The 25,897-nt window shown below is 36.0% G+C and carries 31 protein-coding genes and 1 tRNA gene; 19 read left to right on the plus strand and 13 right to left on the minus strand.

Features of this window, described 5'->3' with window-relative positions:
* Window positions 1-66: 66 nt before the first annotated feature.
* From AADH04_RS03855 to cdiI, 4 genes are all read left to right on the plus strand, one after another.
* A complete protein-coding gene (locus tag AADH04_RS03855) occupies window positions 67-1,131 on the plus strand; it encodes an alpha/beta hydrolase (protein ID WP_434778932.1) in 1,065 nt (354 codons plus the stop codon).
* A gap of 99 nt (window positions 1,132-1,230) precedes the next feature.
* Entirely contained in the window at window positions 1,231-2,268 is a 1,038-nt protein-coding gene (locus AADH04_RS03860; RefSeq protein ID WP_434778933.1) for an alpha/beta hydrolase, read from the plus strand.
* Between the two features lie 191 nt (window positions 2,269-2,459).
* Complete coding sequence (locus AADH04_RS03865) at window positions 2,460-2,939, plus strand: cyclophilin-like fold protein (protein ID WP_434778934.1); 480 nt, start codon at window positions 2,460-2,462, stop codon at window positions 2,937-2,939.
* A gap of 75 nt (window positions 2,940-3,014) precedes the next feature.
* The gene (cdiI, locus tag AADH04_RS03870) at window positions 3,015-3,212 is read left to right on the plus strand and encodes a ribonuclease toxin immunity protein CdiI (protein ID WP_434778935.1); all 198 of its coding nucleotides are present in this window, start codon (window positions 3,015-3,017) and stop codon (window positions 3,210-3,212) included.
* A 176-nt stretch (window positions 3,213-3,388) separates the two neighbouring features.
* Here cdiI and AADH04_RS03875 read toward each other — a convergent pair whose 3' ends face one another.
* The 3 genes from AADH04_RS03875 to AADH04_RS03885 form a co-directional block, all read right to left on the minus strand.
* The gene (locus AADH04_RS03875) at window positions 3,389-3,742 is read right to left on the minus strand and encodes a VOC family protein (RefSeq protein ID WP_434778936.1); all 354 of its coding nucleotides are present in this window, start codon (window positions 3,740-3,742) and stop codon (window positions 3,389-3,391) included.
* Between the two features lie 615 nt (window positions 3,743-4,357).
* A complete protein-coding gene (locus AADH04_RS03880) occupies window positions 4,358-5,020 on the minus strand; it encodes a JAB domain-containing protein (protein ID WP_434778937.1) in 663 nt (220 codons plus the stop codon).
* A 71-nt stretch (window positions 5,021-5,091) separates the two neighbouring features.
* Window positions 5,092-5,430, minus strand: a complete 339-nt coding sequence (locus AADH04_RS03885; protein ID WP_434778938.1) for a hypothetical protein — start codon at window positions 5,428-5,430, stop codon at window positions 5,092-5,094.
* Between the two features lie 332 nt (window positions 5,431-5,762).
* Here AADH04_RS03885 and AADH04_RS03890 point away from each other — a divergent pair, with 332 nt between their 5' ends.
* A complete protein-coding gene (locus AADH04_RS03890) occupies window positions 5,763-6,269 on the plus strand; it encodes a toxin-antitoxin system YwqK family antitoxin (protein ID WP_434778939.1) in 507 nt (168 codons plus the stop codon).
* Between the two features lie 824 nt (window positions 6,270-7,093).
* Here the strand turns inward: AADH04_RS03890 and AADH04_RS03895 are convergent.
* The gene (locus AADH04_RS03895) at window positions 7,094-7,546 is read right to left on the minus strand and encodes a winged helix-turn-helix transcriptional regulator (protein WP_434778940.1); all 453 of its coding nucleotides are present in this window, start codon (window positions 7,544-7,546) and stop codon (window positions 7,094-7,096) included.
* A gap of 124 nt (window positions 7,547-7,670) precedes the next feature.
* Between AADH04_RS03895 and AADH04_RS03900 the strand changes: the two genes are divergently transcribed.
* Window positions 7,671-8,864, plus strand: coding sequence for an MFS transporter (locus tag AADH04_RS03900; RefSeq protein ID WP_434778941.1), 1,194 nt, complete (start codon window positions 7,671-7,673; stop codon window positions 8,862-8,864).
* 327 nt (window positions 8,865-9,191) lie between these two features.
* Here the strand turns inward: AADH04_RS03900 and AADH04_RS03905 are convergent, their stop codons facing one another.
* The gene (locus tag AADH04_RS03905; RefSeq protein ID WP_434778942.1) at window positions 9,192-9,755 is read right to left on the minus strand and encodes a TetR/AcrR family transcriptional regulator; all 564 of its coding nucleotides are present in this window, start codon (window positions 9,753-9,755) and stop codon (window positions 9,192-9,194) included.
* A 205-nt stretch (window positions 9,756-9,960) separates the two neighbouring features.
* Between AADH04_RS03905 and AADH04_RS03910 the strand changes: the two genes are divergently transcribed.
* The 7 genes from AADH04_RS03910 to AADH04_RS03940 all read left to right on the plus strand — a co-directional run bounded on the left by AADH04_RS03910 (window position 9,961) and on the right by AADH04_RS03940 (window position 13,987).
* Window positions 9,961-10,509, plus strand: coding sequence for an HPP family protein (locus AADH04_RS03910; protein ID WP_434778943.1), 549 nt, complete (start codon window positions 9,961-9,963; stop codon window positions 10,507-10,509).
* A 210-nt stretch (window positions 10,510-10,719) separates the two neighbouring features.
* The gene (locus AADH04_RS03915; protein WP_434778944.1) at window positions 10,720-11,049 is read left to right on the plus strand and encodes a hypothetical protein; all 330 of its coding nucleotides are present in this window, start codon (window positions 10,720-10,722) and stop codon (window positions 11,047-11,049) included.
* A 90-nt stretch (window positions 11,050-11,139) separates the two neighbouring features.
* Window positions 11,140-12,834: a cytidine deaminase-like fold-containing protein gene (locus AADH04_RS03920; RefSeq protein WP_434778945.1), complete on the plus strand. Its 1,695-nt coding sequence runs from the start codon at window positions 11,140-11,142 to the stop codon at window positions 12,832-12,834.
* Entirely contained in the window at window positions 12,834-13,238 is a 405-nt protein-coding gene (locus AADH04_RS03925; RefSeq protein ID WP_434778946.1) for a DUF6911 family protein, read from the plus strand. Before AADH04_RS03920 ends, AADH04_RS03925 begins: the two co-directional genes overlap by 1 nt.
* Before the next feature lie 27 nt (window positions 13,239-13,265).
* Window positions 13,266-13,394 carry a cytidine deaminase-like fold-containing protein gene (locus AADH04_RS03930; protein ID WP_434779790.1) on the plus strand — a complete coding sequence of 43 codons (129 nt, stop codon included), beginning with the start codon at window positions 13,266-13,268 and terminating at the stop codon, window positions 13,392-13,394.
* Window positions 13,391-13,798 carry a DUF6911 family protein gene (locus tag AADH04_RS03935; RefSeq protein WP_434778947.1) on the plus strand — a complete coding sequence of 136 codons (408 nt, stop codon included), beginning with the start codon at window positions 13,391-13,393 and terminating at the stop codon, window positions 13,796-13,798. The genes AADH04_RS03930 and AADH04_RS03935 overlap by 4 nt, the downstream gene beginning before the upstream one ends.
* Window positions 13,799-13,912: 114 nt before the next feature.
* A complete protein-coding gene (locus AADH04_RS03940) occupies window positions 13,913-13,987 on the plus strand; it encodes a hypothetical protein (protein ID WP_434779791.1) in 75 nt (24 codons plus the stop codon).
* Window positions 13,988-14,136: 149 nt separating this feature from the next.
* On the opposite strand, the gene AADH04_RS03945 is transcribed toward AADH04_RS03940, so the two are convergent.
* Together AADH04_RS03945 and AADH04_RS03950 are read right to left on the minus strand one after the other, a co-directional pair.
* Entirely contained in the window at window positions 14,137-14,898 is a 762-nt protein-coding gene (locus AADH04_RS03945; protein WP_434778948.1) for a class I SAM-dependent methyltransferase, read from the minus strand.
* 15 nt (window positions 14,899-14,913) lie between these two features.
* Window positions 14,914-15,534 (minus strand): TetR/AcrR family transcriptional regulator, encoded by a 621-nt coding sequence (locus AADH04_RS03950; protein ID WP_434778949.1) that lies wholly within the window; start codon window positions 15,532-15,534, stop codon window positions 14,914-14,916.
* 258 nt (window positions 15,535-15,792) lie between these two features.
* Between AADH04_RS03950 and AADH04_RS03955 the strand changes: the two genes are divergently transcribed.
* On the plus strand, window positions 15,793-15,960 hold the full coding sequence (locus AADH04_RS03955) for a hypothetical protein (protein WP_434778950.1): 168 nt from the start codon (window positions 15,793-15,795) through the stop codon (window positions 15,958-15,960).
* A gap of 259 nt (window positions 15,961-16,219) precedes the next feature.
* Here AADH04_RS03955 and AADH04_RS03960 read toward each other — a convergent pair whose 3' ends face one another.
* Window positions 16,220-16,822, minus strand: coding sequence for a CatA-like O-acetyltransferase (locus AADH04_RS03960; protein ID WP_434779792.1), 603 nt, complete (start codon window positions 16,820-16,822; stop codon window positions 16,220-16,222).
* Between the two features lie 353 nt (window positions 16,823-17,175).
* Here AADH04_RS03960 and AADH04_RS03965 point away from each other — a divergent pair, with 353 nt between their 5' ends.
* From AADH04_RS03965 to AADH04_RS03975, 3 genes are all read left to right on the plus strand, one after another.
* Window positions 17,176-17,613, plus strand: a complete 438-nt coding sequence (locus AADH04_RS03965; RefSeq protein WP_434778951.1) for a hypothetical protein — start codon at window positions 17,176-17,178, stop codon at window positions 17,611-17,613.
* A 144-nt stretch (window positions 17,614-17,757) separates the two neighbouring features.
* Window positions 17,758-20,028, plus strand: a complete 2,271-nt coding sequence (locus tag AADH04_RS03970; RefSeq protein ID WP_434778952.1) for an HNH endonuclease signature motif containing protein — start codon at window positions 17,758-17,760, stop codon at window positions 20,026-20,028.
* A 3-nt stretch (window positions 20,029-20,031) separates the two neighbouring features.
* Window positions 20,032-20,463 (plus strand): SMI1/KNR4 family protein, encoded by a 432-nt coding sequence (locus AADH04_RS03975; protein ID WP_434778953.1) that lies wholly within the window; start codon window positions 20,032-20,034, stop codon window positions 20,461-20,463.
* Between the two features lie 245 nt (window positions 20,464-20,708).
* Here AADH04_RS03975 and AADH04_RS03980 read toward each other — a convergent pair whose 3' ends face one another.
* Window positions 20,709-21,659, minus strand: coding sequence for a tyrosine-type recombinase/integrase (locus AADH04_RS03980; RefSeq protein ID WP_434778954.1), 951 nt, complete (start codon window positions 21,657-21,659; stop codon window positions 20,709-20,711).
* 282 nt (window positions 21,660-21,941) lie between these two features.
* Window positions 21,942-22,017, minus strand: a tRNA-Gly gene (locus AADH04_RS03985).
* 325 nt (window positions 22,018-22,342) lie between these two features.
* Between AADH04_RS03985 and AADH04_RS03990 the strand changes: the two genes are divergently transcribed.
* The gene (locus AADH04_RS03990) at window positions 22,343-23,005 is read left to right on the plus strand and encodes a CDP-alcohol phosphatidyltransferase family protein (protein ID WP_434778955.1); all 663 of its coding nucleotides are present in this window, start codon (window positions 22,343-22,345) and stop codon (window positions 23,003-23,005) included.
* A 5-nt stretch (window positions 23,006-23,010) separates the two neighbouring features.
* On the opposite strand, the gene AADH04_RS03995 is transcribed toward AADH04_RS03990, so the two are convergent.
* Genes AADH04_RS03995 through AADH04_RS04005 form a run of 3 tightly spaced genes read right to left on the minus strand, consistent with a single transcriptional unit; the run spans window position 23,011 to window position 24,795 of the window.
* Window positions 23,011-23,493, minus strand: coding sequence for a DUF3465 domain-containing protein (locus AADH04_RS03995; RefSeq protein WP_434778956.1), 483 nt, complete (start codon window positions 23,491-23,493; stop codon window positions 23,011-23,013).
* On the minus strand, window positions 23,494-23,796 hold the full coding sequence (locus AADH04_RS04000) for a DUF3861 domain-containing protein (RefSeq protein ID WP_434778957.1): 303 nt from the start codon (window positions 23,794-23,796) through the stop codon (window positions 23,494-23,496).
* A 9-nt stretch (window positions 23,797-23,805) separates the two neighbouring features.
* Window positions 23,806-24,795, minus strand: a complete 990-nt coding sequence (locus AADH04_RS04005; protein WP_434778958.1) for an LLM class flavin-dependent oxidoreductase — start codon at window positions 24,793-24,795, stop codon at window positions 23,806-23,808.
* 193 nt (window positions 24,796-24,988) lie between these two features.
* Here AADH04_RS04005 and rhtA point away from each other — a divergent pair, with 193 nt between their 5' ends.
* Window positions 24,989-25,864: a threonine/homoserine exporter RhtA gene (gene rhtA / locus AADH04_RS04010; RefSeq protein ID WP_434778959.1), complete on the plus strand. Its 876-nt coding sequence runs from the start codon at window positions 24,989-24,991 to the stop codon at window positions 25,862-25,864.
* Window positions 25,865-25,897: the final 33 nt, after the last annotated feature.

The following is a 25,897-nucleotide window of genomic DNA, read 5'->3' on the forward strand; positions in this document are numbered from 1 at the left end:
AAATTGCCTAATGGATACTTTGAGCAAAAAAGAAGCAAACACATATTTATTGTTAAAGGAGGTTATATGAAAAAGATGATGCATTTTTTACAATTTAGGTCTGCCATCACCACATTGATTGGTGTAGTGGGTATTTTTTTATCAACATCAGCTATAGGTCAAGATATGTCTTACGGTGCAAATAATTTTTATACAAGCAATCAAGTAACCGTACAAAAGGTTACCTTTAAAAACCAATACAATATGAAAGTGGTGGGTAATTTGTTTATACCTAAAGGGTTAAACCAAAATATCAAACACCCAGCAATCATAGTAGGTCACCCAATGGGAGCAGTAAAAGAGCAAAGTGCTAACCTGTATGCCACAAAAATGGCTGAACAAGGCTTTGTAACATTGTCTATTGATTTATCATTCTGGGGCGAAAGCGAAGGACAACCTCGTAACAGCGTGTCACCCGACATTTATGCTGAAGATTTTAGCGCAGCAGTTGATTTTCTGGGAACAAGGCCATTTATTGACAGAAATAATATTGGTGTTATTGGTATTTGTGGTAGTGGCAGCTTTGCCATCAGTGCCGCAAAAATTGACCCACGTTTAAAAGCCATTGCCACCGTCAGCATGTACGATATGGGTGCCGCCAATCGCAATGCGCTCAACCATTCTTTAACGCTTGAGCAAAGAAAAAACATCATTGCTGATGCAGCACAACAACGCTATGTTGAATTTACAGGGGGTCAAACCAAGTACACCAGTGGCACGGTACATGAAATTAATGAGCATTCAAACCCAATTGAGCGTGAGTTCTATGATTTTTATCGTACCCCAAGAGGCGAATTCACCCCAAAAAGTTCCTCTCAACAATTAACCACACACCCAACATTAAGCAGCAATGTTAAATTTATGAACTTTTATCCATTTAATGATATTGAAACCATTTCTCCTCGTCCAATGTTGTTTATTGCGGGTGAAAAGGCACACTCAATTGAATTTAGTGAAGATGCCTACAAACGTGCTGCTGAACCAAAAGAATTATATATTATACCTAATGCAGGTCATGTCGACCTTTATGACCGTGTTGACCTGATTCCATTTAATAAGCTTGATGCATTTTTTAAACAATACTTGCAATAAAATACCACTTTAACCCAAAAAATTCGGGGATATTGACCAGATATCCCCTTCTTTATCATTATCCGTAATAGTTCACAAACAAAGGGGAAAGAAAGAAAAATGAAAAAATATTGCCTAATAATATTGGCTGTTTTTTGGGGATCTTATGCTTATGCTCAACAAGTTTCTATACACAGTTTCCCAACTCCAGACACAGTCAGTCCTGAAATAAAGCCATTGGTTGCGGGTCAACCCACACCTTTTTGGCATGATCGCCCACAAACCTCTGCTGAATGGAAAACATGGGTCAATCAAATTGCCCAAACAAGCATGAAACAATTACCCCATTTACAAAAAAAAATGCAGGTTTCTGTCGAACCCACCATGCTTGGCGATGTCCCCAGCTTTTTAATCACACCCAAACAAATACGCCCCGAAAACAGCAATCGCATTCTGATCCATTTTCATGGTGGTGGTTATGTACTGAACCCTGGTCAAGCAGGTACAGATGAAGCCATTATGATGGCAGGTTACGGTCAAATCAAAGTCATTTCTATTGATTACCGCATGCCACCAGACTTTCCCTTCCCTGCAGCAATTGATGATGCTCTAGTCGCATATCGTGAAATCCTGAAACAATATCCTCCAGAAAACATCGGTGTTTTTGGCACCTCTACTGGTGGCGGCATCACACTAGCCTTGATGCTGCAAGCAAAAGCTCAAGGTCTACCTTTACCCGCAGCTATTGCCGTTGGCACACCATGGACCGATATGAGTAAAACTGGAGACTCGTATTTTACCCATGAAGGGATAGATAACGTACTGGTCAGTTATGATGGTTGGTTGGGTGAAGCCGCAAAACTCTATGCCAATGGACAACCGCTCAAAAACCCGCTGTTATCCCCCATTTATGGTGATGTAAAAGGGCTTCCGCCAACCTTGCTCGTGACAGGCACACGGGATCTATTTTTAAGTAACACCGTAAGAATGCACTTAAAATTACGAGAAGAAGGCGTGATTGCAGACTTACTTGTGTTTGAAGGGTTATCACATGCTCAATATTTAATGAACAGCGACGCACCTGAAACAAAAAGATACTTCCATGAGTGTAGCCAGCTTTTTAACCGCTATCTGGCCAACAAAAAGATCAATAGATGATCACCTTAAGCACTTTGTTTGAGTAAAAGCTTATGATGTCTAAACCAGAATAATAAAGCATTGCTACTGAATAGATTTAGCGCTGTTATTTGTAGCAATGCTCAATCAATTTATTGTTTGACTCTACTATATAATCAATATCGCATCAAATATTGAGCGAATAAATTAAGCATAAACTAAGGTTATCAACCATGAAACGATTATTCACCATACTATTATCAATTGCTCTTCTGTTGAATATAGAAGCCTGCCATTCAAGCAATGATTTTCCATCAGAACCTACTTCAACAATACCAGAAAATCAGGCAAAACCAGAGAACATGAACATTCAAATTACAGTAGGCTCTGCTACGTTTACAGCAACACTAGAAGATAATCAAACAACAAAAGCTTTTAAACAAATGCTCCCCATGACGATCAATATGCGAGACGTAAATCAGAATGAAAAGTGCCATGACTTACCAACATCACTGCCTAAAAATGCCTCTAATCCAAAAACGATTCAAAAAGGTGATCTTATGCTTTGGGGATCAGATACCGTTGTGCTTTTTTATAAAACATTTACAACACCATATAGTTATACACGACTAGGCTCGATTCATAACCCATCAGGGTTAGAACATGCCTTAGGTGCAGGAAATGTAATGATCACTTTTGAGTTAAAACCATAATATTTTTTCTATATTTATTGTTTAGAAATAAACACAAAATATACAATTGATGGTGCATACTGTCATTTTTCAGATATGAATAGTTATGATGAAGAAGAGCATTTTGAGGGCGTTCAATTTTCTATAGGTTATCCACCAACTGATGAAGATGAAATTATAGTTAGTGAAGAAACTTGCTATCACTATGTTAAATTAGCTTGTGAGAAATATCTAAAATTCCATCCAGAAGATAAAAAGATAATAAATGAGTTACTGAAAAAAATGCCTTTATAATTAAAATCTAAAATGTAATTCTAGTTTCCCCAACTTTACTTCAATAATGACTATCTTACTTTTTTGCTATTTAAATTTAATTTAAATAGCAAAAAATAAACTTTCTCCAAATGCCAACTTCAATGTTCTGAAACACATCTCCTCACTAAGAATTCACTTCGCTAATCAAGACTGCTCTACATTTCTTGGACGAACATCACGGTGTTTCCGGCTGGATCGTTGACTTGCGCAAGCTTTATGAATCCTAGATCCTGTGTTTCGCTAGCGATAACACCAGCATCTTGACAAATTGCCCTCTGTGCTTCGATATTGTGGACACCGCAAACTACAAATGATTTACCTGCAAGGCTTGGTTCAGGAGCAACCGACACTTGAATCCAAGCATTTTCTGCCAACTGCCATTCGGCGATTCCCTCATCAGGTGTAACATCTGGCTTACGTCCAAGCCATTTGGAATACCATTCAACAGCTCCGTTGAAATCATTCACGTGAAGAACAGAGACTACACTCGTAAAGTTATTATTCAACATTTCCTTATTTTCCTTATCAAATTAAAATATCCGTTTTTTGAACTTGTAGGCTCAAAATTATTGTTAGCTCAAATATTAAATACAAAAAAATTTAATTTCAGTTCCCAATTGAAAAAAATTGAAACTATTCGAGGGTTTTCAAGATAGTTGTCGCCCCAGATTAGTTTATACGGCCTGTTTTCCCGCTCTGGATTGAGCATGACGTTATTCAGCCATTGCCAGTTTCACGACTGCACTAACCAACGTGTCGGATTGGAGCCTCTCGCCGCTTGATAGACCTTCTCTCGTTGGGACAACAACGCCTTATCCTCACCTATATGTCGCTGTAAAAGCGTCACATATCCCATCAAACAACAATATGTGTGCTTTAGGACAAACTCTGAAGACGGATTATCAGAAGTGATAATAGTAATGACCTGCTGACTGATGGTTAATATCCAAGTCTATTTGTGATACTTTCGTTGTAACTCTGATATCCAATGCAAACATAACGCTACTTATTATTCAGCTTCTCGCTCTTAACCGACGACTGTCAGCTTAAAAAAAGAGTTAAACCAAGCCAGTAATATAAAAATACTTACCCTTATGAAAGCTCTATATTTACAGATTCCCTAATTAGTCTTCCCTGTTAACAATCTGTTTGACCTGTCTTGGTGTAATTTCCATAATCTTCGCAATAGTTTCTACATCAACCCCTTTATCAAGCAAAGCGTTAGCAAGCATCTTTGTCTGTTCCTGAGCAGCTTTAGTTTTATCTTTCTCTGACTTCAGTTTTTCTCTAGCAATTGCTTTCTCTTCCTTGCGAATTTGCTCCACAACTTGATAAGTGGGCACATACTTTAAGCTTTTCTCCAACTCATCCATAATACCGTTAGATTTAAAACTCGAATAAGAAAGAGGGGTAATAATCAAATGGTCAACAAGTTCGATATTTAAAATACGTCCTACTTGAATTAAGCGATCGGTTACCTCTTTATCTGCATCGGATGGTTTTAAGCCACCAGATGGGTGATTGTGTACCGCAATAACACGAGAGGCGTTTTTCATCACCGCCACACGAAACACATTCATCGGTTCCACATCAACCGATTTAAATGTGCCCAACGCAATCAGTTCGATATAAAGGATATAGCCTGCCTGATTCATGCCAATAATCCAAAAATGTTCTTTTTCTTGGTCTATTTTGTTTTCACGTAATAAAATGCGTTGCATGATGCCATACACATCGTCCGTACCTTCTATATAACGTTTATCATTTTTGGCAAGTTTTATATCCATGAATATACTCTTAAACTATTTGGTTTCTCATTAGTGTAGCATAATTTAGTTGCTTTTAAACTTTGCTTAAACTATCTGTCTACATTAAATGTGGTCACTTTTTCGGCGGGTATCCAACCTTTTTTAGCTTGTTGCTCATCTTGAACATAAAGCCAAGCACCATATACACCAAGCACATCTAAAGGCATATTGGCATCAATATCCAATTCAGTTGGGTTGTAATCAATCAGTAAGCAGTTTTGCTCATCTAAAAGATATTTATAGACATAAGCCTCATGCCCTTGAATATCACAAGGGTACCAGTCTTGCGCTTCTTGATCATCACCTTTAATTTGAACTGGTACTCCTTTGGGAAAGGTTGGAAAAATACCATAATTTTGGTGTGCGGTTGTGGTTATGGCTTTTAGCATAATCTACCCCTAATAACGAATTAACACATAACATAAACCACTCTAAACGGTATGTCCACAATAGTGACTAATAATAGGAATGCTCATCAACAATAATATCTATTATTTTACGATATTCAAAATATTTACACTGTCCATTTAAAAACGGTCACTTTCCCTCTGTTCTGCTTCAAATTAAATATATTTTTGACTGCATAAACAGAATTAGAGGCTTTAAGTCATGATTTTTTTTGATTCATTACAAAAAACCTATCAAAACAATACTTGAAATTCTACTTATTTCTGCAATATAAAGGTAAACTTTGGCGCGTCTAGTTAAGAAATAATATATTGTGTTTAAAAAAATATTTTTATCTACGTTGTTTCTGTTATCTTTTGCTGCTTCAGCCAACGATATAGCAGATATTGATGAAACATCAGAACAAATTGTTGCCTATTTTGCTGGAGGGGGCACCCTTGTTGAGGCTGATGAAAAACCGCTTATTTATAGAAAAATATTAAAAAATTACCCAGATGGCAGCCACCTTATTCAAGACTTTTATATTAAAGACAGCTATGTGATGGATTTGCTCCGTGTTTGTAAAGAAGATTTGTCATCTACACATGAAATTAAATACACTGACCCATACAGAGTGAACAACGTCTCACTACAAATATTAGACATTGTACCCAATGAAGGCGCAAAAATTCAATGGGATGCTAGAGGGTTTAAATCTGGGATTGTTCATTATCATAATGGTAAAAAACATGGCGTTGAAACATCTTGGCATTCAAAAGAACAAAAGAAGGAGGAGTTGAATTATATTAATGGAAAACGAGAAGGTACACATATTGTTTAGCATGACAATGGACAAAAACACCAACAAGGACAATATTTAAATGATCATCCAGATGGTTTCTGGGAAAGATGGAACAAAGATGGCCTGTTAATAAAACAGATGTTATTTGAAGATGGCATTCTACTGGAAAAAATCAATTATGATCAAAATGGACAAATCTCTGATCATGTATTTGCTGATGAATTATATGAGAGCTATTTTTAACTCAATAAGTAAATAGTATTACGCATCATAAAATAGCCTTGATCAGCCATAGGAACGAATATTAATTAGCTCCACTTTCTCTTGTTTTACATGATCATTCATGTTCTATCGCCCAACTATTTAGTGCGTGCTTAGGTTCTTTTCTCTTTTCACATAGACAGTAATATCTGACTCTATTATTTTTTTATAAAACAAAAAGGATAAAATTTCAATTAAGTACTTTTTTAATTATTTGCTTATATAATTGTGAAATGTCTTCATCTATTCTATTCCCATAAATCTCAATTTTTACCAATCCAAATTCTATCTGACCAAATTTATCAAACTATATACCAAATATAAAATATTAAAAATTTATAATAAAACCACAAAGAAACACCTATGAGATACAAATATATCAGTGGTTTATTGATTATTTTTGCTTTCATTTTAAGTATTATGAACTGGCAAAGAAATAATCAATACAAAAACTAAAAGGTAAACTCAAGCGATTGTCAGCCCTACTCTCAGTGCTGATTTATGTTTTATTGAATCAAATTTATACCCCATTCTATAAAAGAAATATTTCCTGCTGAAGATAAAAAATATGCTGTATTTTCTATAACAGTATTGAAAAATCTTTATTTTTTTATAATGACATTTCTATGACAATCTTGTGGTGTTATTAACATTCCAGTGCTTGACTGCACTCTTATGATATTCAGGGGCTTACTATTTTTAGTATCCACTAATATGGACAATTTTTCTCCTACCTCAAACATATACTTTTCTCCCCATTGACGAAAAACCACAATAATAGGAAAAAGATCGCGCCCTTTTTCTGTTAAAGCATATTCCTTATAAGCACTCCCATCTGATGCGGGAAGTATTTCCAATAAACCTAATGAAGTTAATGATTTTAATCGTACCGATAAAATATTTTTAGCCAATCCCAAGTTTTTTTGGAACTCACCAAAACGTTTAATACCATCAAATGCATCACGAATAATCATCAATGTCCATTTATCCCCAATCACCTCTAATGCTCTGGCAACAGGGCATTCACTTAATTCAACTTGTTTTTTTTGTGTCATGAATCATATCCCTTAAATTGTTACGCATCAAAAGTAGTTGCATTTTAAAACCAATTTAAGTAATAATCAACAAAGTGGTTTCATTTTAAAACCAAAAATCAAGGAACATATGATGCGTTATCTAATGAAAAAAACAGATTTGATGACTAATGATCAAAAGGGGTTGGCTCCTTCAATCATTTTATTATTTGCCATAACAAGTGGGCTAGCAGTAGCCAATGTCTATTTTGCCCAACCTCTTCTGGATTTAATCGCTCATTCTCTCGATATCCCTGCTAGCTCCATTGGTATTGTTGTGACCATGACACAAATAGGTTATGCATTGGGGTTATTATTTATTGTACCATTGGGTGATTTATTAAATCGAAAACGTTTAATCATTGGGCAAATGTTACTATTAATTTTAGCGTTAGTTGTAACTGGCTTAGCATCAAACTTGTGGTTATTTTTAAGTGCGATGACTATAGTGGGGTGTATGGCTGTTGTTGTACAGGTTTTAGTTGCATATACAGCCGTCTTGGCAAATGCTGAACAACGCGGTCAAGCAATTGGTATCGTGACTAGCGGTGTGGTATTGGGTATTTTATTGGCTCGTTTGTTTTCTGGTGCCGTAGCCGACCTAGTCGGGTGGCGAGCGGTTTATTATTTTTCAGCGATATTAATATTTTTAATGAGTATATTACTTCTGTATGTCATGCCCAAATATCAGGATCAACAAACAAGCCATTCTTATATTAAGCTTATATCTTCTGCGTTTCATTTATTGCTTACTGAAAAAACGCTACAGGTAAGAGGTATATTAGCTTTACTCATTTTTGCTTCTTTTAGTGTATTGTGGAGTGCCATGGTGTTGCCTTTAAGCACAGAACCGTTTTTGTTGTCTCATACACAAATTGGCTTATTTGGTTTAGCTGGAATGTTTGGTGCTTTAGCGGCGACAAAAGCAGGCAAATGGGCAGATCAAGGCATAGAACAAAAAGTTACAGGTTTCTCTTTAATACTCTTAATCATTTCTTGGATGGCGATTGGTTCATTATATATATCATTAATTATGCTTATTATTGGTGTTGTCATATTAGATTTTGCAGTACAAGCTGTTCATGTAACGAATCAAAGTTTAATATTTGCAACCAACTCTCATGCTCAAAGTCGTTTAGTTGGTATTTACATGTTTTTTTACTCTATCGGAAGTGCATTAGGAGCCATTACTGCAACGAGTGTGTATGTACTTTGGGGTTGGAAGGCAGTCAGTTCATTGGGAATGGTTTTTAGCATCATAGCCTTTATTTTTTGGTGGGTAACAAAACCGAAACAATAATCACTATACGAAATGAAACTTTTACTCTTGTTAAGTTATCAAACTTAAATTTAAGTAAACTATGCTTATTTTTGTGGATCTTAGTAAAAGGCTATAAGCTTTAATGAAAGAAAAACTGGAGCGGGAAACGATCTCAGCAACAGCCTATCTATGACGTTGATAGTATTGGTTTATTTTCTTAATATCCTCAACCAAGGTACATAATGTTATCCTTATTGATTTTGCTTTACAACAAAAATTATTTTTACTCTACTAAGTATCTATTTTTTTAAATAATTTACCATGTAATTAAACAGCTTTGAAAACATATAAATTTTCCATATTATCCTACATTAATGCTTGATCAACTAAACTGAAAATATACTTTTTCTCAACGGCAAAACTATCATCTTTGGGGGTAAATATCATTGTGTATGTAATCATGCCCTCTAATAAAAGCATAATCATATGAGCGGTTTCTTCCGCTGTTTCACCTTGTCCCAAACTATCCAAAATTAAACGTTTTACATTTACTTTATGTTCTCGGACAACTTTTTGAATCTCTGGCACTCTGTCTCTATATTCTGATTGAGCACGTAAAAACATACAGCCTCGATAATGCTCACTATTGAACCAGCGTATATGCCACGACACAATGGCATTTATTTTATCTTTTGGTTCACTAAAAACAGCCATAACATTAGTCAAAGCATCATTAAAATAAGAGTCTCTTCTTATTAAAACCTCTTTGACTAAGCCATTTTTATCGCCAAAATATTTATACAATGTCCTCTTTGAGACATCAGCACTCTCCGCAACTGATTCAAGACTGACAGGGAAATAGCCATTTTCATTGAATAGTGACTCTGCTGCATTAAGGATACTTTCCCGAATATCTAATTTTTGCTTCATATTAATGGGTCTATACATAACAATAACATTCTCTAATCTTATCATAACTATCCTACATAGACTATTTTTATATAAATATTGACATTAATAATAACTAATAATATATTCTATAACCATTATCGTTTACTTTTATTTATTAAATAATCAATACTGAATACTTTTAGAAATTAAACACTCTTTTCAGGGTAAAAATAAGGAACATACTATGTTACGAAAATTCAAAGGTGGAGAAAAGATTCAACCAAGACCAAACATCGCTGCGGTAACAAAGGGCTTTGTTGGGGGAACTCTGGGTATTTTAGTTCTATTAATTGTCACTCAGTCACATGGAACACTCGCAATTATGGCACCATTTGGGGCGACATGTGTTCTGTTGTTTGCTCTTCCTAAAGCACCACTGGCACAGCCTAGAAGTGTTATTGGAGGACATTTTGTCTCAGCATTAATTGGGCTTGTCATGATCAATACATTTGGAGATGGCGTTTGGTGTATCGCTATTGCAGTGGGTTTAGCTATTGCCGCTATGCAGGCTCTTAGAGTAGTACATGCTCCTGCTGGTGCCAATCCGATTTTGATCATCATGTCAGGGATTCATGATTATAGTTTTTTATTCACACCAGTGCTATTAGGTTCAATTTTATTGGTTCTAGTGGCTTTGATTGTTAACAACTTTGGTGTAGGTAATCGTTGGCCTAGTTATTGGCTAGGATATAGCGCAAAAAGAGCTAAAACAGAAACAGCCATTAGTAAGTAAAAGAAAATTAAGTTTTATTTTTATTAAAGATATATAACAATGACAGTAAGCAATGATTAACAAATTATATCCTTACGCTTAGAATAAGCGTTGTATCAATACAGCATAAGTGAGTTTAATTTGATTGTTTTTCTATTTTTCAAACCATACTGCATATAAGCTATTATACAATCTGGCTTGTTATTTATCCCTCCTCTATCTTATTACTTCATGGAACGCCCACCCCTAGAAATTGACTTGGAAATCTTGCAACAGCAACGCTGGCAGCGAGAGCAAGAAGAACAGCAGCGTATAGGGCAAAAGCTCCCCGAAGCAATCGAAGATGTACAAAATCATCTCAATCAAAATAACTTGCTTAAAGGGTTTAATGAGGAGCAACAAAAACAATTAACCGAAGCTTTAGCGGTAGAAGTCGCTAAAAAGAAGCATTTTGATAAAATTGATGGAGTCGGGCTATCCAAAGATGGCAATCATCTGATTGCCCATATCCACAATAATGTGGCTGCTCATATCGATATTCGTCAAATTCTAACGCAATAACAAGCTGAACAACAACCAAACCTATTAGAGCGACCTTTACCTGAACCTAAACGGTTAAATGAAATCAATAAACTCATCGATATCTTTGACGTGAAAGATAAACTATCGATCTTTAACCCCAAAGAGCAGCAGACTTTAATGCAAGCAGTTGGCTTTGCTATTGATGACTTTGCAGGGCGTCCGCCTAAAGTCACTTATGTCGATATCAATCATGAACAGATGCATTTAGTCGTTGGGGCTTATAATAAAAGCATTAAATTAGACCCTCAGGCTATTCTGGCGCAAAATCAGACTAAAGAAGATATTAATCAAACTGTATCTGTACCCGAAAAAGAACCCGAACAAAGCATACGCACTGCTATTGCTAAGAATGGCGACAGTGGCATGGCGATTGCCAAACAATTAGACCCCAATCACCCAGAGGCTGCGTTGGGGCATTTATACCGTTCAGGACAAGTTAAAGATATTCAGCTTAAAGACACACATCAACATCTGGTACCCAATATTCAGCCAAATAAAGAATATCACTATGATCCCAGTATTTATACACCTGAACAGTTAAAAGAAAACGAACAGTTCGCTAAACAGCGAATAAGTAGCCAAAGCACAATCAACCAACAAATTGACAGTATTCAGGCACAGATTCAACAACAGCAAAAACAGAACCTCGAACAACAAAAAACCAATGAGCTATTAAGCGGTTTATTTAAACCTCAAGAATCATTAGCGCGTAATTCTTTTGAAGACCAACTCAAACACCGCGTATTGGTCAATCAATACTTACCCACTGAATATAGGCAATCAGGCAATTATGGTGAACGCTTTAGTCGTGGATTGGTGAATGGTGCAAAAGGCTTTGTGGTTGAACCCGTATTACAAGTCAGGGATATGGCTATGGCTGGTGCTGCGGTCACTTACAATTATGTTGGCAATAAACAAGGTGCCGATATGTGGTTACCTGACATGAAAAGTGGCACAGCCGAGGCATATAAAAATGGCACCTCACAAACAGAACTCTTGTTACAAAGTAACCCCATTACAGGTATAGGAGTAACCAGTTATCACGGCACCACAGCATTGATGCAAGGACGAAATGGAGACTTTGCCGAATTGGCGGGTGGTGTCACTGCGGGTTTGGCGATGGGTAAAGCAGCGACAAGATATGGTGGTTATGGGGTCACTGTAAAACCTATTGCTTTGCCTACTGGAGCAATGAGATATCAAATAGGAGGAATAGGCGCAAAAATAGAAGTCGTTTCTCCCCAACATACCTCACCAAAATTAAATTTAAAATCTAAAGAAGTTCAGACCGTAAAAGACACGTTAAGTTTGAATTTAGATAAAATAAAACCTACAGTAGTTGCAGAATTAGAAGTCAATGGTCACAAATTCAAGGATACAAATCAAAAAGCAAGACCAATTGAGTTAGCCAATGAAAATACGCCAACTTTAATAGCAGAGAGAATATTAGCAAAGGAACAACTATTAATAGATAAAGGGAAAACAAACAATTTACCTTTACCTAATGGTAATATGGCTAATGCTCATGCAGAAATAGGCGCGATACAACAAGCTCATAATGCTGGATTGGCTAAAGGAGCAGATTTGAAAATTAATGTAACTGGTAAGGATATTTGTGGTTATTGTAAAGGAGATATTGCCGCAGCAGCAGAGGTAACAGGCGCTAAATCAATTACTATTTATGCTGTTGATAATAAAACAGGCGCACCAAAAACGTACACATGGGAGCCTGGTATGACAACATTGAAGGAGATAAGAAAATAATGTCAAAATTTGAATTAGGTGGGTATTTTTTAAAAAATGGCACAAGAACTCAATTACCTTTAGAAAAAGCGCCTTCAATTGAAAAATTAGAAAAATATTTAGATATTTTAAATAATTCCGATGGAATATTAGTATTATCCAATGATCAAGAAGAAAACTTAAAACCTTATGAAATGACTCTTTATTCTGATAATAAAAGGTATTTGATCTTATTTGCTACGCTTATGGATGATGGGGATATTGAAGTAAGAACATTCAATGACAATTCAGGCTCTCAAGAGTTTATTTCAATACTTGGAGAGCCTTATGCAAAAGCATCAACTGTCACCGACTTTTCTTTAGTCATTAAAGTTTTTAAAGAATTCTATCAGACAGATGATGTAAATAGAGAGCTATTAGCATAGGATGTTTGTAACTATTGGAAAGGTGATATTGCCGCAGCAGCAGAAGCAGCCAAAGCGAAATCTGTTACGATCACAGCTTTTGATCAAGACTCTGGGATAACAAGGCATTATCTCTGGAGTTCTGGTATGAAATCAATCCAAGAGGTTAAAAAATGATAATTAATTATGAAATTGTAGGTGGTTACAGAATAAATGGAGAAAGCATTAGGCTACCATTAACTAATAACCCGCCTTTAGAAAAAATTATTAATTATTTAAGTTATTTCCAAGATTACGACGGAACTCTTACTCTATCCAATGATCAAGAAGAAAACTTAAAACCTTATAATATGACTCTTTATTCTGATAATAAAAGGTATTTGATCTTATTTGCTACGCTTATGGACGATGGGGATATTGAAGTAAGAACATTCAATGATAATTCAGGCTCTCAAGAGTTTATTTCAATACTTGGAGAGCCTTATGCAAAAGCATCAACCGTCACCGACTTTTCTTTAGTTATTAAAGTTTTTAAAGAATTCTATCAGATAGGCGATGTAAATAGAGAGCTGTTAGCATAGATTCTTAGACTATAAAGAAAATAAAACCTAAAGATTTATCAACTATGTTGATTTATCGTGACTGATGCATTACAAAAAGCCAAAGAATTGCCTTGTGTCTTTAATAATTGTGCTGTGTTTTATAAAGGCATTTTTGAAACAGTGAATTTATTAGATATTTCCTACTTAAAAAGAATACTTAAAAAATAAAAGCACAATCAACAAACACTTTTTGGTATTTAATATAAGCCTATAAAAAAGGGGATTTTGCCCCTTTTTGTATTTTATTCAAATCTATTGAAATCCACTTAAAGAGACAACAAATGAGTCAAAGCCAATTTAAACAAATTCAATAGTATTTATATTTTTCTGCCAATATAGAAAACATAGCCATAAAACTGTTTGTATTCTGAATACAGATCTACTTCGTGTCTTGCTTCTTTAACATATGCCTCTACGGTTTTATTGCCGGCGTATTTCTCTAAAAGCGCTTTTTCTGCTGCTCCTCGTGGAATAAAATAGTTGTCTGTCCAACATTTTTCAGGCAATGTAAACGCAGCAATAAAACTATAACCAGCTTTTTGCATACTTGAAATATTATGTCCTATTGTATCTAGCTTGCTTCCAACATCACTCCAGAATTTTTCAATTACCGTAGGATGTTCATCAGTAAGCCATGAAGGACACGTTACAACAACATAGCCATTTTTCTTTAGAAAGCCGTTCCAATAAGCCAATGCTTTTTCAAAGCCTATGCTGTCTATTACTCCTTCTGACCATACAAGGTCAAATTCCCCTTTTAGAAAAGAGAGCTCTTCGATTGTACCAACAACGCCTTTCACTCTTTCTTGGAGGTTTATTTTTTTTGCGTTGTCGTTAAATACATTGATTAAATCAGGGCTGATATCCACGCCAGTAATACTGCCAGCCAGATTTTGGGCTAGAACCATTGTTTGCCCACCACTTCCACAACCTAAATCCACTATCTGCGAAATTTGGTCGGTATTATCCAGAAAACTTAGTGCTTTGAGGGTCATTTCTGAACTGCCCGGTCCCTGCCGCTGCAAGCCGACATGACTTTCTATAATCAAATCAAGCACAGATAATTGTTTGTCCGGCATTATTTTACTCCTATATTATGTTTTATTCGTGGCATTGAGCTCTATAAACCGCTCTATATGCGCGGTTAAAAGATTAGAAGCTTCCTCTATGTCTGCTGATTCATTCACTATCATCATATTAAGCAGAAAGTGATACGGAGCCAAAAACTCCAGAGCAAGCAACTTCGGGTCGTTTTCTTTCAAGACGCCTCGTTGCAACATCCCACGAAACAGGTCTTCAATATAACTGACTTGTCCAACACATTTTTGGTATAAATCCCCCATTTCAGGGCTTCTATACTGTTCCAATGTCAGCATTTTGCGAAAATTACGAAACAATTCATTTTCAAGCCAAATACGGAATACTGCTTCAATGTAATTTTTAAGACTTTCCAAAGAAACGTTCTTGAATGCAGATGGCATTTCTTCAAATTCACCTTCTGGTATGCCGTATTTTTCAGCTAAGACAATATCTTCTTGGTACACTCGTTCAAAAATGCTATCAAATATGTCTCGCTTATTCTTATAGTGCTTATATAGCGCTCCCTTTGTCATTCCAAGTTCTCCGGCAATCGCACTGATTGAAACGGCTTCATAACCATTCTGAGCAAACAAACGGAGTGCGACAAATAGGATTTTTTCCTTTGTATTTGACAACGATATTCTTCCTTTGTGGTAAACGACCGTTTACCACATGGTAGTAAACGACCGTTTACTTGTCAAGGGAGTTTGTATATTTCATTAAATTTTGTACATCAAAAGGTGGTAAAAAACGCTGATGTACAAGTTGATGTACAACGCTCTGGACTAAAATAGTCGTCCATATACTTAAATCTATACTTATTATTGGCTAAAAGACTGTACCTGTAAGGGTCGCATAGGGGGATTAATATTGTTGCTTGGATGGGGGGATATGTGGTTAAACAGCCATGGAAAGGGTTAGATGAATATAGACAAACACCTTGTTGGATAAGGCTTAGAGCCGATGTACAATTAAAAAGTACCGATGTACAATCTAATGTACAAATTAGTTGTGGTTGGGGGTATATTTTAGTGTCGGTTAATGGACTGAATATTGGGTAAAACTTGTTTGAATTTAAGGGCTTATAGACCTTAATGACGCTCCATAGATGAAGACTTGGAGCGGGAAACGTGCCCCACAACAATTAATCTATGACATTGATAGCATTGGTTTATTTTCTTAATATCCTCAACCAAGGTACATTATTGTACCCTTATTAACCACTCTTTACAATTATAAAGAGTGGTTATAACATAATACGTTAATTTAATCATGAATTTTATCGTATTATTCTTTGATAACAAACAACCTACACAATATTTAATGATTGTTTTTAGGTAACCATGTTTCACAGCTATTAATCATCAATTGTACATTTTCGATAAACTTACCAATATGTAACCCATCACATACAGCATGATGAATTTGAATAGCCAGTGGCATTAAGATTTTACCATTGTCTTCTATATATTTACCAATAGTAAATATGGGACGCAAATATGTACCTTCTGAAAAAACATTAATATTAAAAGCGCTAAACTGAACCCATGGAATACTTGATACAGTAAAAATATTTACAGGATAATCTTGTTGAGGTGCAAAAGAGCCTGTACAAAATTGATTGATATCGTCAATACAATGTTTGTAAAATGCTTCAAATGAATCAGAATGAGCAGTCCATACTGAAGAAAACGTTTCTGTCTCTTGATTTAAGGTCGTATAAAGGGGATTTACTGTATCCCAATATCCTAAACGACCTTCTTGATCAAGGCTCATCTTGAATTCTGGACAATGATTAACAGCGCAAGACAAAATATAAATCTGTGTAGGATAAGCTTTGAGGCCAAGCTCTTTAAGCATGCTACGCAATTTTGTGATATCGATATTCACCACCATACTATAGGAGCAACACACTTTATTCATATAGTATTCAAAGTGTTCTTTTCTATGCCAAGTTTCAGTGTTGATTAAATGAAACTTTATCTGTTTTTTATCCACCACACACTCCTATCAAAATAAGTTTTTATATCATAAGCTACTGAAAAAAATTGACCATATCGAACAACAATCATTTTTCCATTTGCATGGAATTTTAGACTAAATTCTATTCTATACTTATTTTTGTAGCTTTAGATAAATAAGATGTGTGACAGACTTTCTTTGGCTGATTGACTTTCAAATATTGCGTGGTATTTTTTCAAGCAAAAAGGTTTGTTTTTATCATATACTGTATAAATATATTTATCTAAAACAGATAAGAAAAATAAGAGCCATTTATGATTAAAAAGTTAACCAATGTCACACTCAATCACAATAAGATAGAAATTGATGGTATCGATAGTTTGGTTCGTGTTGAGGGCGTATGGTTAGAGGCTGCTCTTTTATTTGATGAACGTTATATTTTATTATTTCTCACCGATGATTGTCCATTTGAAGAGACTTTATTCATTTATCTGATGGATACTCAACAAAACTGTATTGTTGATAAAGCGAGAATATTTCAGATATACAGTCCCGGAATCTTCACTGATTTAATCATTCACTCTGAAAACACAATTTCTTTTGAATTTATGGCAGAAGGGGGTTGGACTTTAGAATTATTTAAGACACCGAAAAAATCAATCCGCCATTTATTCTCTAGCACACTATCTTTAGTCGTCAAACGTCCTTTTTCATTATCTCGATATTTTAATGTGACTATGAATACACAATAATGTTTCTTTAGACTTACCATAATCGTTGTACCAATACAGCATAAGTGAGTTTAATTTGATTGTTTTTCTATTTTTTAAACATGCAGCATATTAGCTATTGTACAATCTGGCTTATTATTCACCCCTCCTCCATCTTATTACTTCATGGAACGCCCACGCCTAGAAATCGACTTAGAAATCTTGCAACAGCAACGCTGGCAGCAAGAGCAAGAAGAACAGCAGCGTATAGGGCAAAAACTCCCAGAAGCAATCGAGGACGTGCAAGATCATCTCAATCAAAATAATTTACTTAAAGAGTTTCCCCAAGAACAACAAAAGCAATTAACCGAGGCTTTAGCGGTAGAAGTCGCTAAAAAGAAGCATTTCGATAAAATTGATGGAGTCGGGCTATCCAAAGATGGCAATCATCTGATTGCCCATATCCACAATAATGTGGCGGCTCATCTCAATATTCGTCAAATTCTAACGCAACAACAAACTGAACAACAACCAAACCTATTAGAGCGACCTTTACCTGAACCTAAACGGTTAAATGAAATCAATAAACTCATCGATATCTTTAACGTGAATGAGAAGTTGTCTATTTTTAAACCTAAAGAGCAGCAGACTTTAATGCAAGCAGTTGGTTTTGCTATTGATGACTTTGCAGGGCGTCCGCCTAAAGTTACTTATGTCGATATCAATCATGAACAGATGCATTTAGTCGTTGGGGCTTATAATAAAAGCATTAAATTAGACCCTCAGGCGATTCTGGCGCAGAATCAGACTAAAGAAGATATTAAACAAGCGGTACCCGAACAAGAGCCAGAACAAAGCATACGCACCGCCATTGCTAAAAGTGGCGATAGTGGTATGGCGATTGCCAAACAACTAGACCCAGAGAACCCCGAAGCAGCTTTGGGGCATTTATACCGTTCTGGACAAGTTAAAGATATTCAGCTTAAAGACACGCATCAACATATTGTGCCTAATGTTCAGCCTAATAAAGAATACAGCTATGATCCCTCTATCTACACGGAACAGGAAAAACAAGACAATGTTCAGTTAGCTCGACAAAAGATGACGGGGCAAACTTTGGCTAATGAACAGATTGATTTGGCGGCAGAAAGCCTGAAACGACAGCAACATGCTCAATTGGCTCAATTATTTCAAAACATCAATCATCACATCAGCAATAACCCTAATATTGTACAAGGCTTAAATAAACTTGATTTAGATAATCTGGTTCAAACAAATCTATCCAGATATCAGAGTACGCCTTTAATCAATAAAAGTGTTTCGGTTGTAGCCATGTATAAGTTTAGCCAGAGCGAATCTTTACAGGCAGTTATTGACCGCTCTGGGAATCAGTCCAATATAGCAAAAGCCATCAAATTGGCTGAATATACGGCTCAAAATGTGCCTTTATTTTCTATTCGTCCTTTAACGGCTCAACCGAGCATGATGCCCATTATGAAAATGACGAATCATGAGGGCAACCCTTTAACTGAGGAACAACAAAATGCCTACAGTAAAGGGGCTAATGAAGCTATGTTCACTGGTTTAAAGGAAACTTTAGATGATGCGAATTTATTGTCTAAAGATATTCTGGATACGGTGGGTTATTCTCTATTAGGTGGCTTTTATGATCAGGCAGAAGCCAGTAAAAGCATACAGCGCAATAATGAACGGATTAATGGCTTAATTAACTCTGTGCAATTTTTAGCCGGTTCTGCCACAGGTCACTCGATGTATTATTCTGCTCACCCTGATGAGTTGGTCAAGGGTATGAATAATCTATTGGCTGATCGACAAGAACAGGTACAGCAACTTAAAGCAGAAGGTCGCTATGAAGAGCTAGGCAAAACAGATGGTAAAATCGGGTTTGAGGTACTCTCTGCTTTTGTGCCTTTGGGAATGACTAAGAAGGTTAAATCTGTATCCAAGGCTGCTGATGTCGCTCAGGATATTAGCCATTCTATTAATCTTGAAAGAAAAATTGATAAGTTTGATAGCGAATTGGTTAGAAATTATATTAAAGATATAGAGTTTAATACGGAAAGAAAAATTCATAGTGCTCAGATAGAAAAATTAAAAGAAGCATTAAGAGATAGAAATTATGAATATTTATCTCCTTTAGAGGTTGCAAAACACAGAGCCGATTTTAATCGGAAAAAAAATAACTTAATTAATGAATGGGAAAAATCGACTAACCAAAAATGGCCTACCTATTCAGAGGATGTAATTGGGGAAAATGGTAAAATAGTTAGAAAAGCTGGTGATAAATACGATGCTCATCATATAATTGAAAACTCTTATGGAGGAAATAATGAGTGGTGGAATATCCACCCAGCCAAATTTCCAAATGAACATCAGGGTGGTATTCACAGATCAGGTTCTCCTGCAAGAGAAATATTTGGCAAGGGGAAGGAGTAATAAATGTTTGAAGAACTAAAAAATAATTCTAAAAATACTTTTTATAAAGTCACTCAATCTGAAATAGAAGAGGTAGAAAAAGATTTAGGTTTTTGTTTACCTGATGAATTAAAAGAATTTTACCTAAATATTGGATATGGTTTTATTCATAGCTCTGTTGGTAATATAAATAGAATTATGGATCCTTATTCAGTTAGAGATTTTAGATTAAGGCAAAATGATTTTGAGTATTATCCAGATATTGAAATTTATGATGATTTTGAAGAGGGTAAACTTATATTTTTTGAGGCTAACGAAGTGTCCATGTTATCAATAGCAATTGATAATAATAAATCTAGAGCAATATTTTATTATAATGAAGAAATAGCTACTAATTTTCTTGAGTTTATCAATAAAATTATCATAGATGATACGTTTTACTACAATGCAATTTAAATATATTTAAACTTGCCATCAAAATGACAAAACATTATTTATTGATAAATTCTCTTTTTCCGTTATATTAATAGCACTACAGCAAAATCTGTAGTCGGAGTTGACGTTCCGAAGCTCACAGTATCTAGGTCTATTCCTAGGTATGGTCTGTGCACGCCTTTTATTCTATGGTGGCTCAGGCGGTGCTCCCGTTAGGGAGGCCAGAGCTGTGAGCTGGTACGTCAACGCTGTCTGGGTCACCTCCATTAATGTGACGTTTCTTGGAGGTGGTGAGCCTTTTCATCACAGAGAATTGTTATTATGTCTAAGGGGACAATAAAGGGCGGTATTTCGTCATTCAGGGCTCTGACTTTGCGTTTAAGCTGTTTGACGGTTTCAGGGGGAACATTCCATAGACCATGCTCTAAATCAAAATGTTCGGGCTTGGCTTCTCTGAGTTCGCCTGTTCTGACACCTGTTAGCAATAACAGCCTAATCCCTAGTTGGGTTTGTCTCATACCGTTATAGTGGCGGAGTGCCGCTAAAAACTCGGGCAATTCACTCATTTTAAGATAGGGATTATGTTTAGTTGGTTTTTGTGGCATACATAATATGTCTAAATCTGAAACGGGATTGTCTTTAATAAAACCCTCAGCTATGGCATGACGAAACAGTTCATTGAGCCAACTTCGGCATTTTTCGGCAATGGATAATGCGCCTCGGTTTTCTATTTTGCGTAATACTCTTAAGATATGGGGCTTGTCGATTTCATCTAGGTAATGTTCACCTAAAATCGGTAACATATCTTTACTGAGATAGCGTTCTATTTGAATTCGGGTGCTTTGTCTGCGCGTACTGTCTGCCACGCCTAATTTTTTGAGTTTAAATTCTTTCCAATGCTGGGCAAATTGGGCAAAGGTGAGCATATCTTTATGAGTGCCATATTTGGCTTGTTGTTTTTTCTTCTGCCGTGGGTCTTTGTTTTGAGCGAGTAAGGCTCTTGCCTCCTCTCTTTTTTCTCGGGCAGTTTTTATGTCTACTTTGGGATAGGTACCAAAAGAGATGAGTTTTTGTTTATCTTTCCAGTAAAAACGAAAGTGCCAGACTTTTGTGCCATTGGGTTCGATACGTAAAAATAAGCCGTTTCCGTCTTTTAGGGTATAGGCTTTGAGTTCGGGTTTGGCATTGCGAATGGTTAAGTTAGATAATAATGTCATGTTGATACCTCAATATGTGAACAAATACGTAAATGAATGTAGATGTTTTGAGGCATAAAATCAGAAAGAATACGATTTTGGAAAATCTGTATTTTTTGAAATACGCAAATAAGTAATCGAACTCAAGATAGTAAAAAATATACTTATTTCTATACTTATTTTTTGTAGCTTTAGGTAAACAACGAGTAGACGTTAGTGGATAAGAATGTGGTTCAAATGACTGGCTTTATTGGGTTTTGTAGAAGCTAGTACACCTTATGGAGCGTTCTGTACACTAAGAACTGGAGCGGGAAACGAGGTTCGAACTCGCGACCTCAACCTTGGCAAGGTTGCGCTCTACCAACTGAGCTATTCCCGCATTTGAAGCATTAAATCATGCTAAAAAACTATTGGATAGTTCAAAAACCACTACTTGCTAACCAATTAAGCTGGCAATTATATACTTTTTAGCTTTTTATTACAATTGGGGGCTTAGCTATTTTTTATAACTATATAATTTTTTAAATAAAATTTATGTCTAAAAATACCCGTTTATATCAATTGGAGCAAAATTTAAGGGGAGTATATTCTGCCCCATTTATACTATCACCTATTTTTACACCGAAACAATAAAAATTAAATTTAATCAAAACAATTATGATTAAATTACATTATAATCGGCACATTTAAAAATAAGTAAAAACATGCCCTCTTCTACTTCTAATCGTCGCCCAATTAAAAGCCGAGATGCTAAACTGGCAAGTAAAGCTGCTATTTGGCTCAATCAAAAAGGTTTTACCCCCAACCAAATTTCTATTGCCAGTGTTTTATTTGCGCTTTTTGGGGCAATGAATTTATTTTTATGGACATGGATCGAGAATCCCTTACAACATGTTTTTCCTCTATTTGCTTTAATCGGTATACAAGGGCGTTTGGTTTGTAATTTACTTGATGGTATGGTGGCTATTGAAGGGGGTAAAAGCACCCGATCAGGTGAATTATTTAATGATATTCCCGATAGAATAGCCGATTGTTTGTTATTTATTGCTGCTGGATACGCGGCAAGCACTTTTATTTCATGGGCTTATTTAATAGGTTATTTTGCGGCTATTTTTGCTGTACTTACTGCTTATGTAAGGGTTTTAGGAGCATCTATGGGGGCACCAGTAAGCTTTAGGGGGCCAATGGCAAAACAACACCGTATGGCGGTTTTAAGCTTCATGTGCTTAATGAGTTGTTTTGAACCTATCTGGTGGGAAAAAGGGATTGCTTTTTTTATTGGTATAATGATCATTATGTTGGGTAGTTTGCTGACCACTTGGTTACGCATAAAAGATATTTATGATTTCTTTGAAAAAACAGCATAAATAGATTATTGGTATAGCTGACCTTGATACTTTAACCAGCCACCTTGACGACGGCCTTTCGGATCATGATGAGTCCAATGAATGACCCCACCCTTTTTATTCCAAACATATTCACCCGCAAACTCGATATTGTGTCCTTTTTGTAAAGCCTCTATTTTAGGGGCTAAATCGATATTATGGGCAACCAATAGTGTGTACCCAGATTCAATACGAATAATAAATCGTTGATGTCTGGAACCATGGTTATCATCAGGTAGGATTTTTTCGACAATACCACGCCCGTGAACAGGCACATTATGTAATTGTTGCTCGATTGCTTGTTCTAAAAGTTCATTATGTTCTGGGCGTTCAATAGCTGTGGTCTCTGAAACCACCAAGGGAACATTTGTTGTTCCTTCAATTGCTCGTTGGTTAGCAAACTGTTCTGAGGCATACCAACCAACTGCTAGAACAACCGCAACAACAATGATTGAAATGTATTTATTCATTTATTCTGATTTTACCGATGATTTTAGTTTTTTCATAAATTGCATAAATTGTGGCTGAAACTCTTCAAACAAGTCATGATTTTTATTTTTTAACATTACTTCACTAAACAGTTTTAAACCAATGGCCATTTCAATGGCTTCTGACTCTTTTTCGAAAAGCCCTTTAGATTTAATGCTTTCAATGATATCAAATATATTGTCATGATTTTCAAATTGAAACATTAATGGCTCGTATGCCATTTGCTGCCCTTCTTTATCAGTTAGTGCAGTTAGTTTTAGTTGATATTGATAATGTTTACTCACATAATCTCCTTATTCTATTTGTTGCGCCACTTTTGCAGCAATTTGTATTGTTTTTTCTCGTGCTCGTACATCGTAAAGACCAGAAACGATCATCAATTCATCGATACTTGTTTCTTGTACAAATTCTTTAACCTGCTCAGCAATGTATTCATAGGTACCCACAAAACTATACTTTAACATATGATTTACTTTGGCTCGCTCAGACTCAGTCCAATAATCATCTATATTAGCAATAGGCGGTGCAATTAATTGCCTTTGACCTCTTAGCAAGTTGGTAAAACTTTGCTGGGTAGTGGTAAATAAGTGCTTTGCTTCTTCCATTGAATCAGCAGCAGCCATATTCACTGCGGCCATAACGTATGGCTGTTGCAATTGTGCGGATGGCTTAAAATAATGACGATAAATACTGATAGCTTTTAATAAAAAATCAGGGGCAAAGTGTGAGGCAAAAACGTATGGCAAGCCTAAATTAGCTGCTACTTGAGCACCATGCAAGCTGGAACCTAAAACCCAAATGGGAATATTCAACCCTGCACCAGGAACAGCTTGTACGGTTTGCTGTGGTTCAACTGGAGCAAAAAAGGAACGTAGTTCTTCTATTTCCTCGGCAAAATAATCTGCTCGACGAACATCACGTCTTAGTGCTTCGATTGTCAGCATGTCAGTACCAGGTGCTCGCCCAACACCCAGATCAATCCTACCAGGGTATAAGGTCTCTAATGTACCAAACTGTTCTGCAATAACTAAAGGCGGATGATTAGGCAACATCACCCCCCCAGAACCAATACGAATATTTTTTGTGCCTGATGCCAAATACCCCATGACAACAGCAGTAGCTGCACTGGCAATATTGGGCATATTATGATGTTCTGCAACCCAGTAACGGGTAAACCCTAACTGCTCTGCATATTGAGCAATACGCAAACTATTATGGAAAGATTCTTGTACACTTTTATTTTGGACAACGGGTACTAAATCTAATATTGAAAAAGGGATCATATGCTCTCCTTATATTCAACTGTCTTTATTAATATATTATAAAGCAAAATGAGTAAATACTACATCGTGTTTTATGCATATGCAAAAAAGAAAAAGGAATATCAATTTTATTGATAACTGCTTTAATTCTATACTGGGCTTCTGTATAGTGATGCTTTAGTATACTTATCAAACATAACACTTAGATTAAATAATGACGACCAAACATTCAGGGCATTTAATGCCTATTTTTTTATTGATTATTGCTATTATTTCTACCCAAACGGGTGCCAGTATTGTTAAGCAATTATTCCCTCTTGTTGGTTCTCAAGGTGCTATTGCTTTACGCTTTACACTTTCAGCCATCATTTTATGCATTATTTTTAAACCATGGCGTATGCGTTTTGAACGTAAAGCATGGTTACCTATTGGTTTATATGGGTTGTCCCTTGGTTTTATGGGATTTTTATTTTATTTTTCTATTGCCCGTATTCCTTTGGGAATTGCTGTTGGTCTAGAGTTTGCTGGACCACTCACACTCGCCCTTTTTGCTTCTCGCAGACCGGTTGATTTTATTTGGGTAGTATTGGCTATTGTGGGTATTTTACTGTTGATTCCATTTGATCAATCAACAGAACATTTGGATATTATTGGTGTTTTATATGCTTTAGGTGCAGGTGTGTGTTGGGCTATTTACATTATTGTTGGGCAAAAGGTAGGCACGTCCCATGGTGCACGCACTGTTGCTTTAGGTACATTGGTTGCTACGATTGTATTTTTACCTATTGGTATTGAACATGCAGGCGCCCAACTGTTTTCTCCTTCTATTTTAATGACTGCCTTATTGGTGGCAATTTTATCCACTGCCTTACCCTTTACATTAGAGCTTATTGCACTGGCTCGTTTACCTATGCGTACCTTTGGTACACTTATGAGTTTAGATCCTGCTTTTGCTGCTTTATCAGGCTTAATATTACTGAGTGAACAACTCACCTTAATTCAATGGGTGGCCTTATTTGCCATTTGCATTTCATCTATTGGTGCCACACTGACTATTGAGCGCCCTACGCCAAAAACGGAACATACTTAATTTAGCTTACCATATCGAATATGAGTTACTTAA

This window comes from Neisseria sp. Ec49-e6-T10 (assembly GCF_051132615.1).
In the GTDB taxonomy this organism is placed as follows: Bacteria; Pseudomonadota; Gammaproteobacteria; order Burkholderiales; family Neisseriaceae.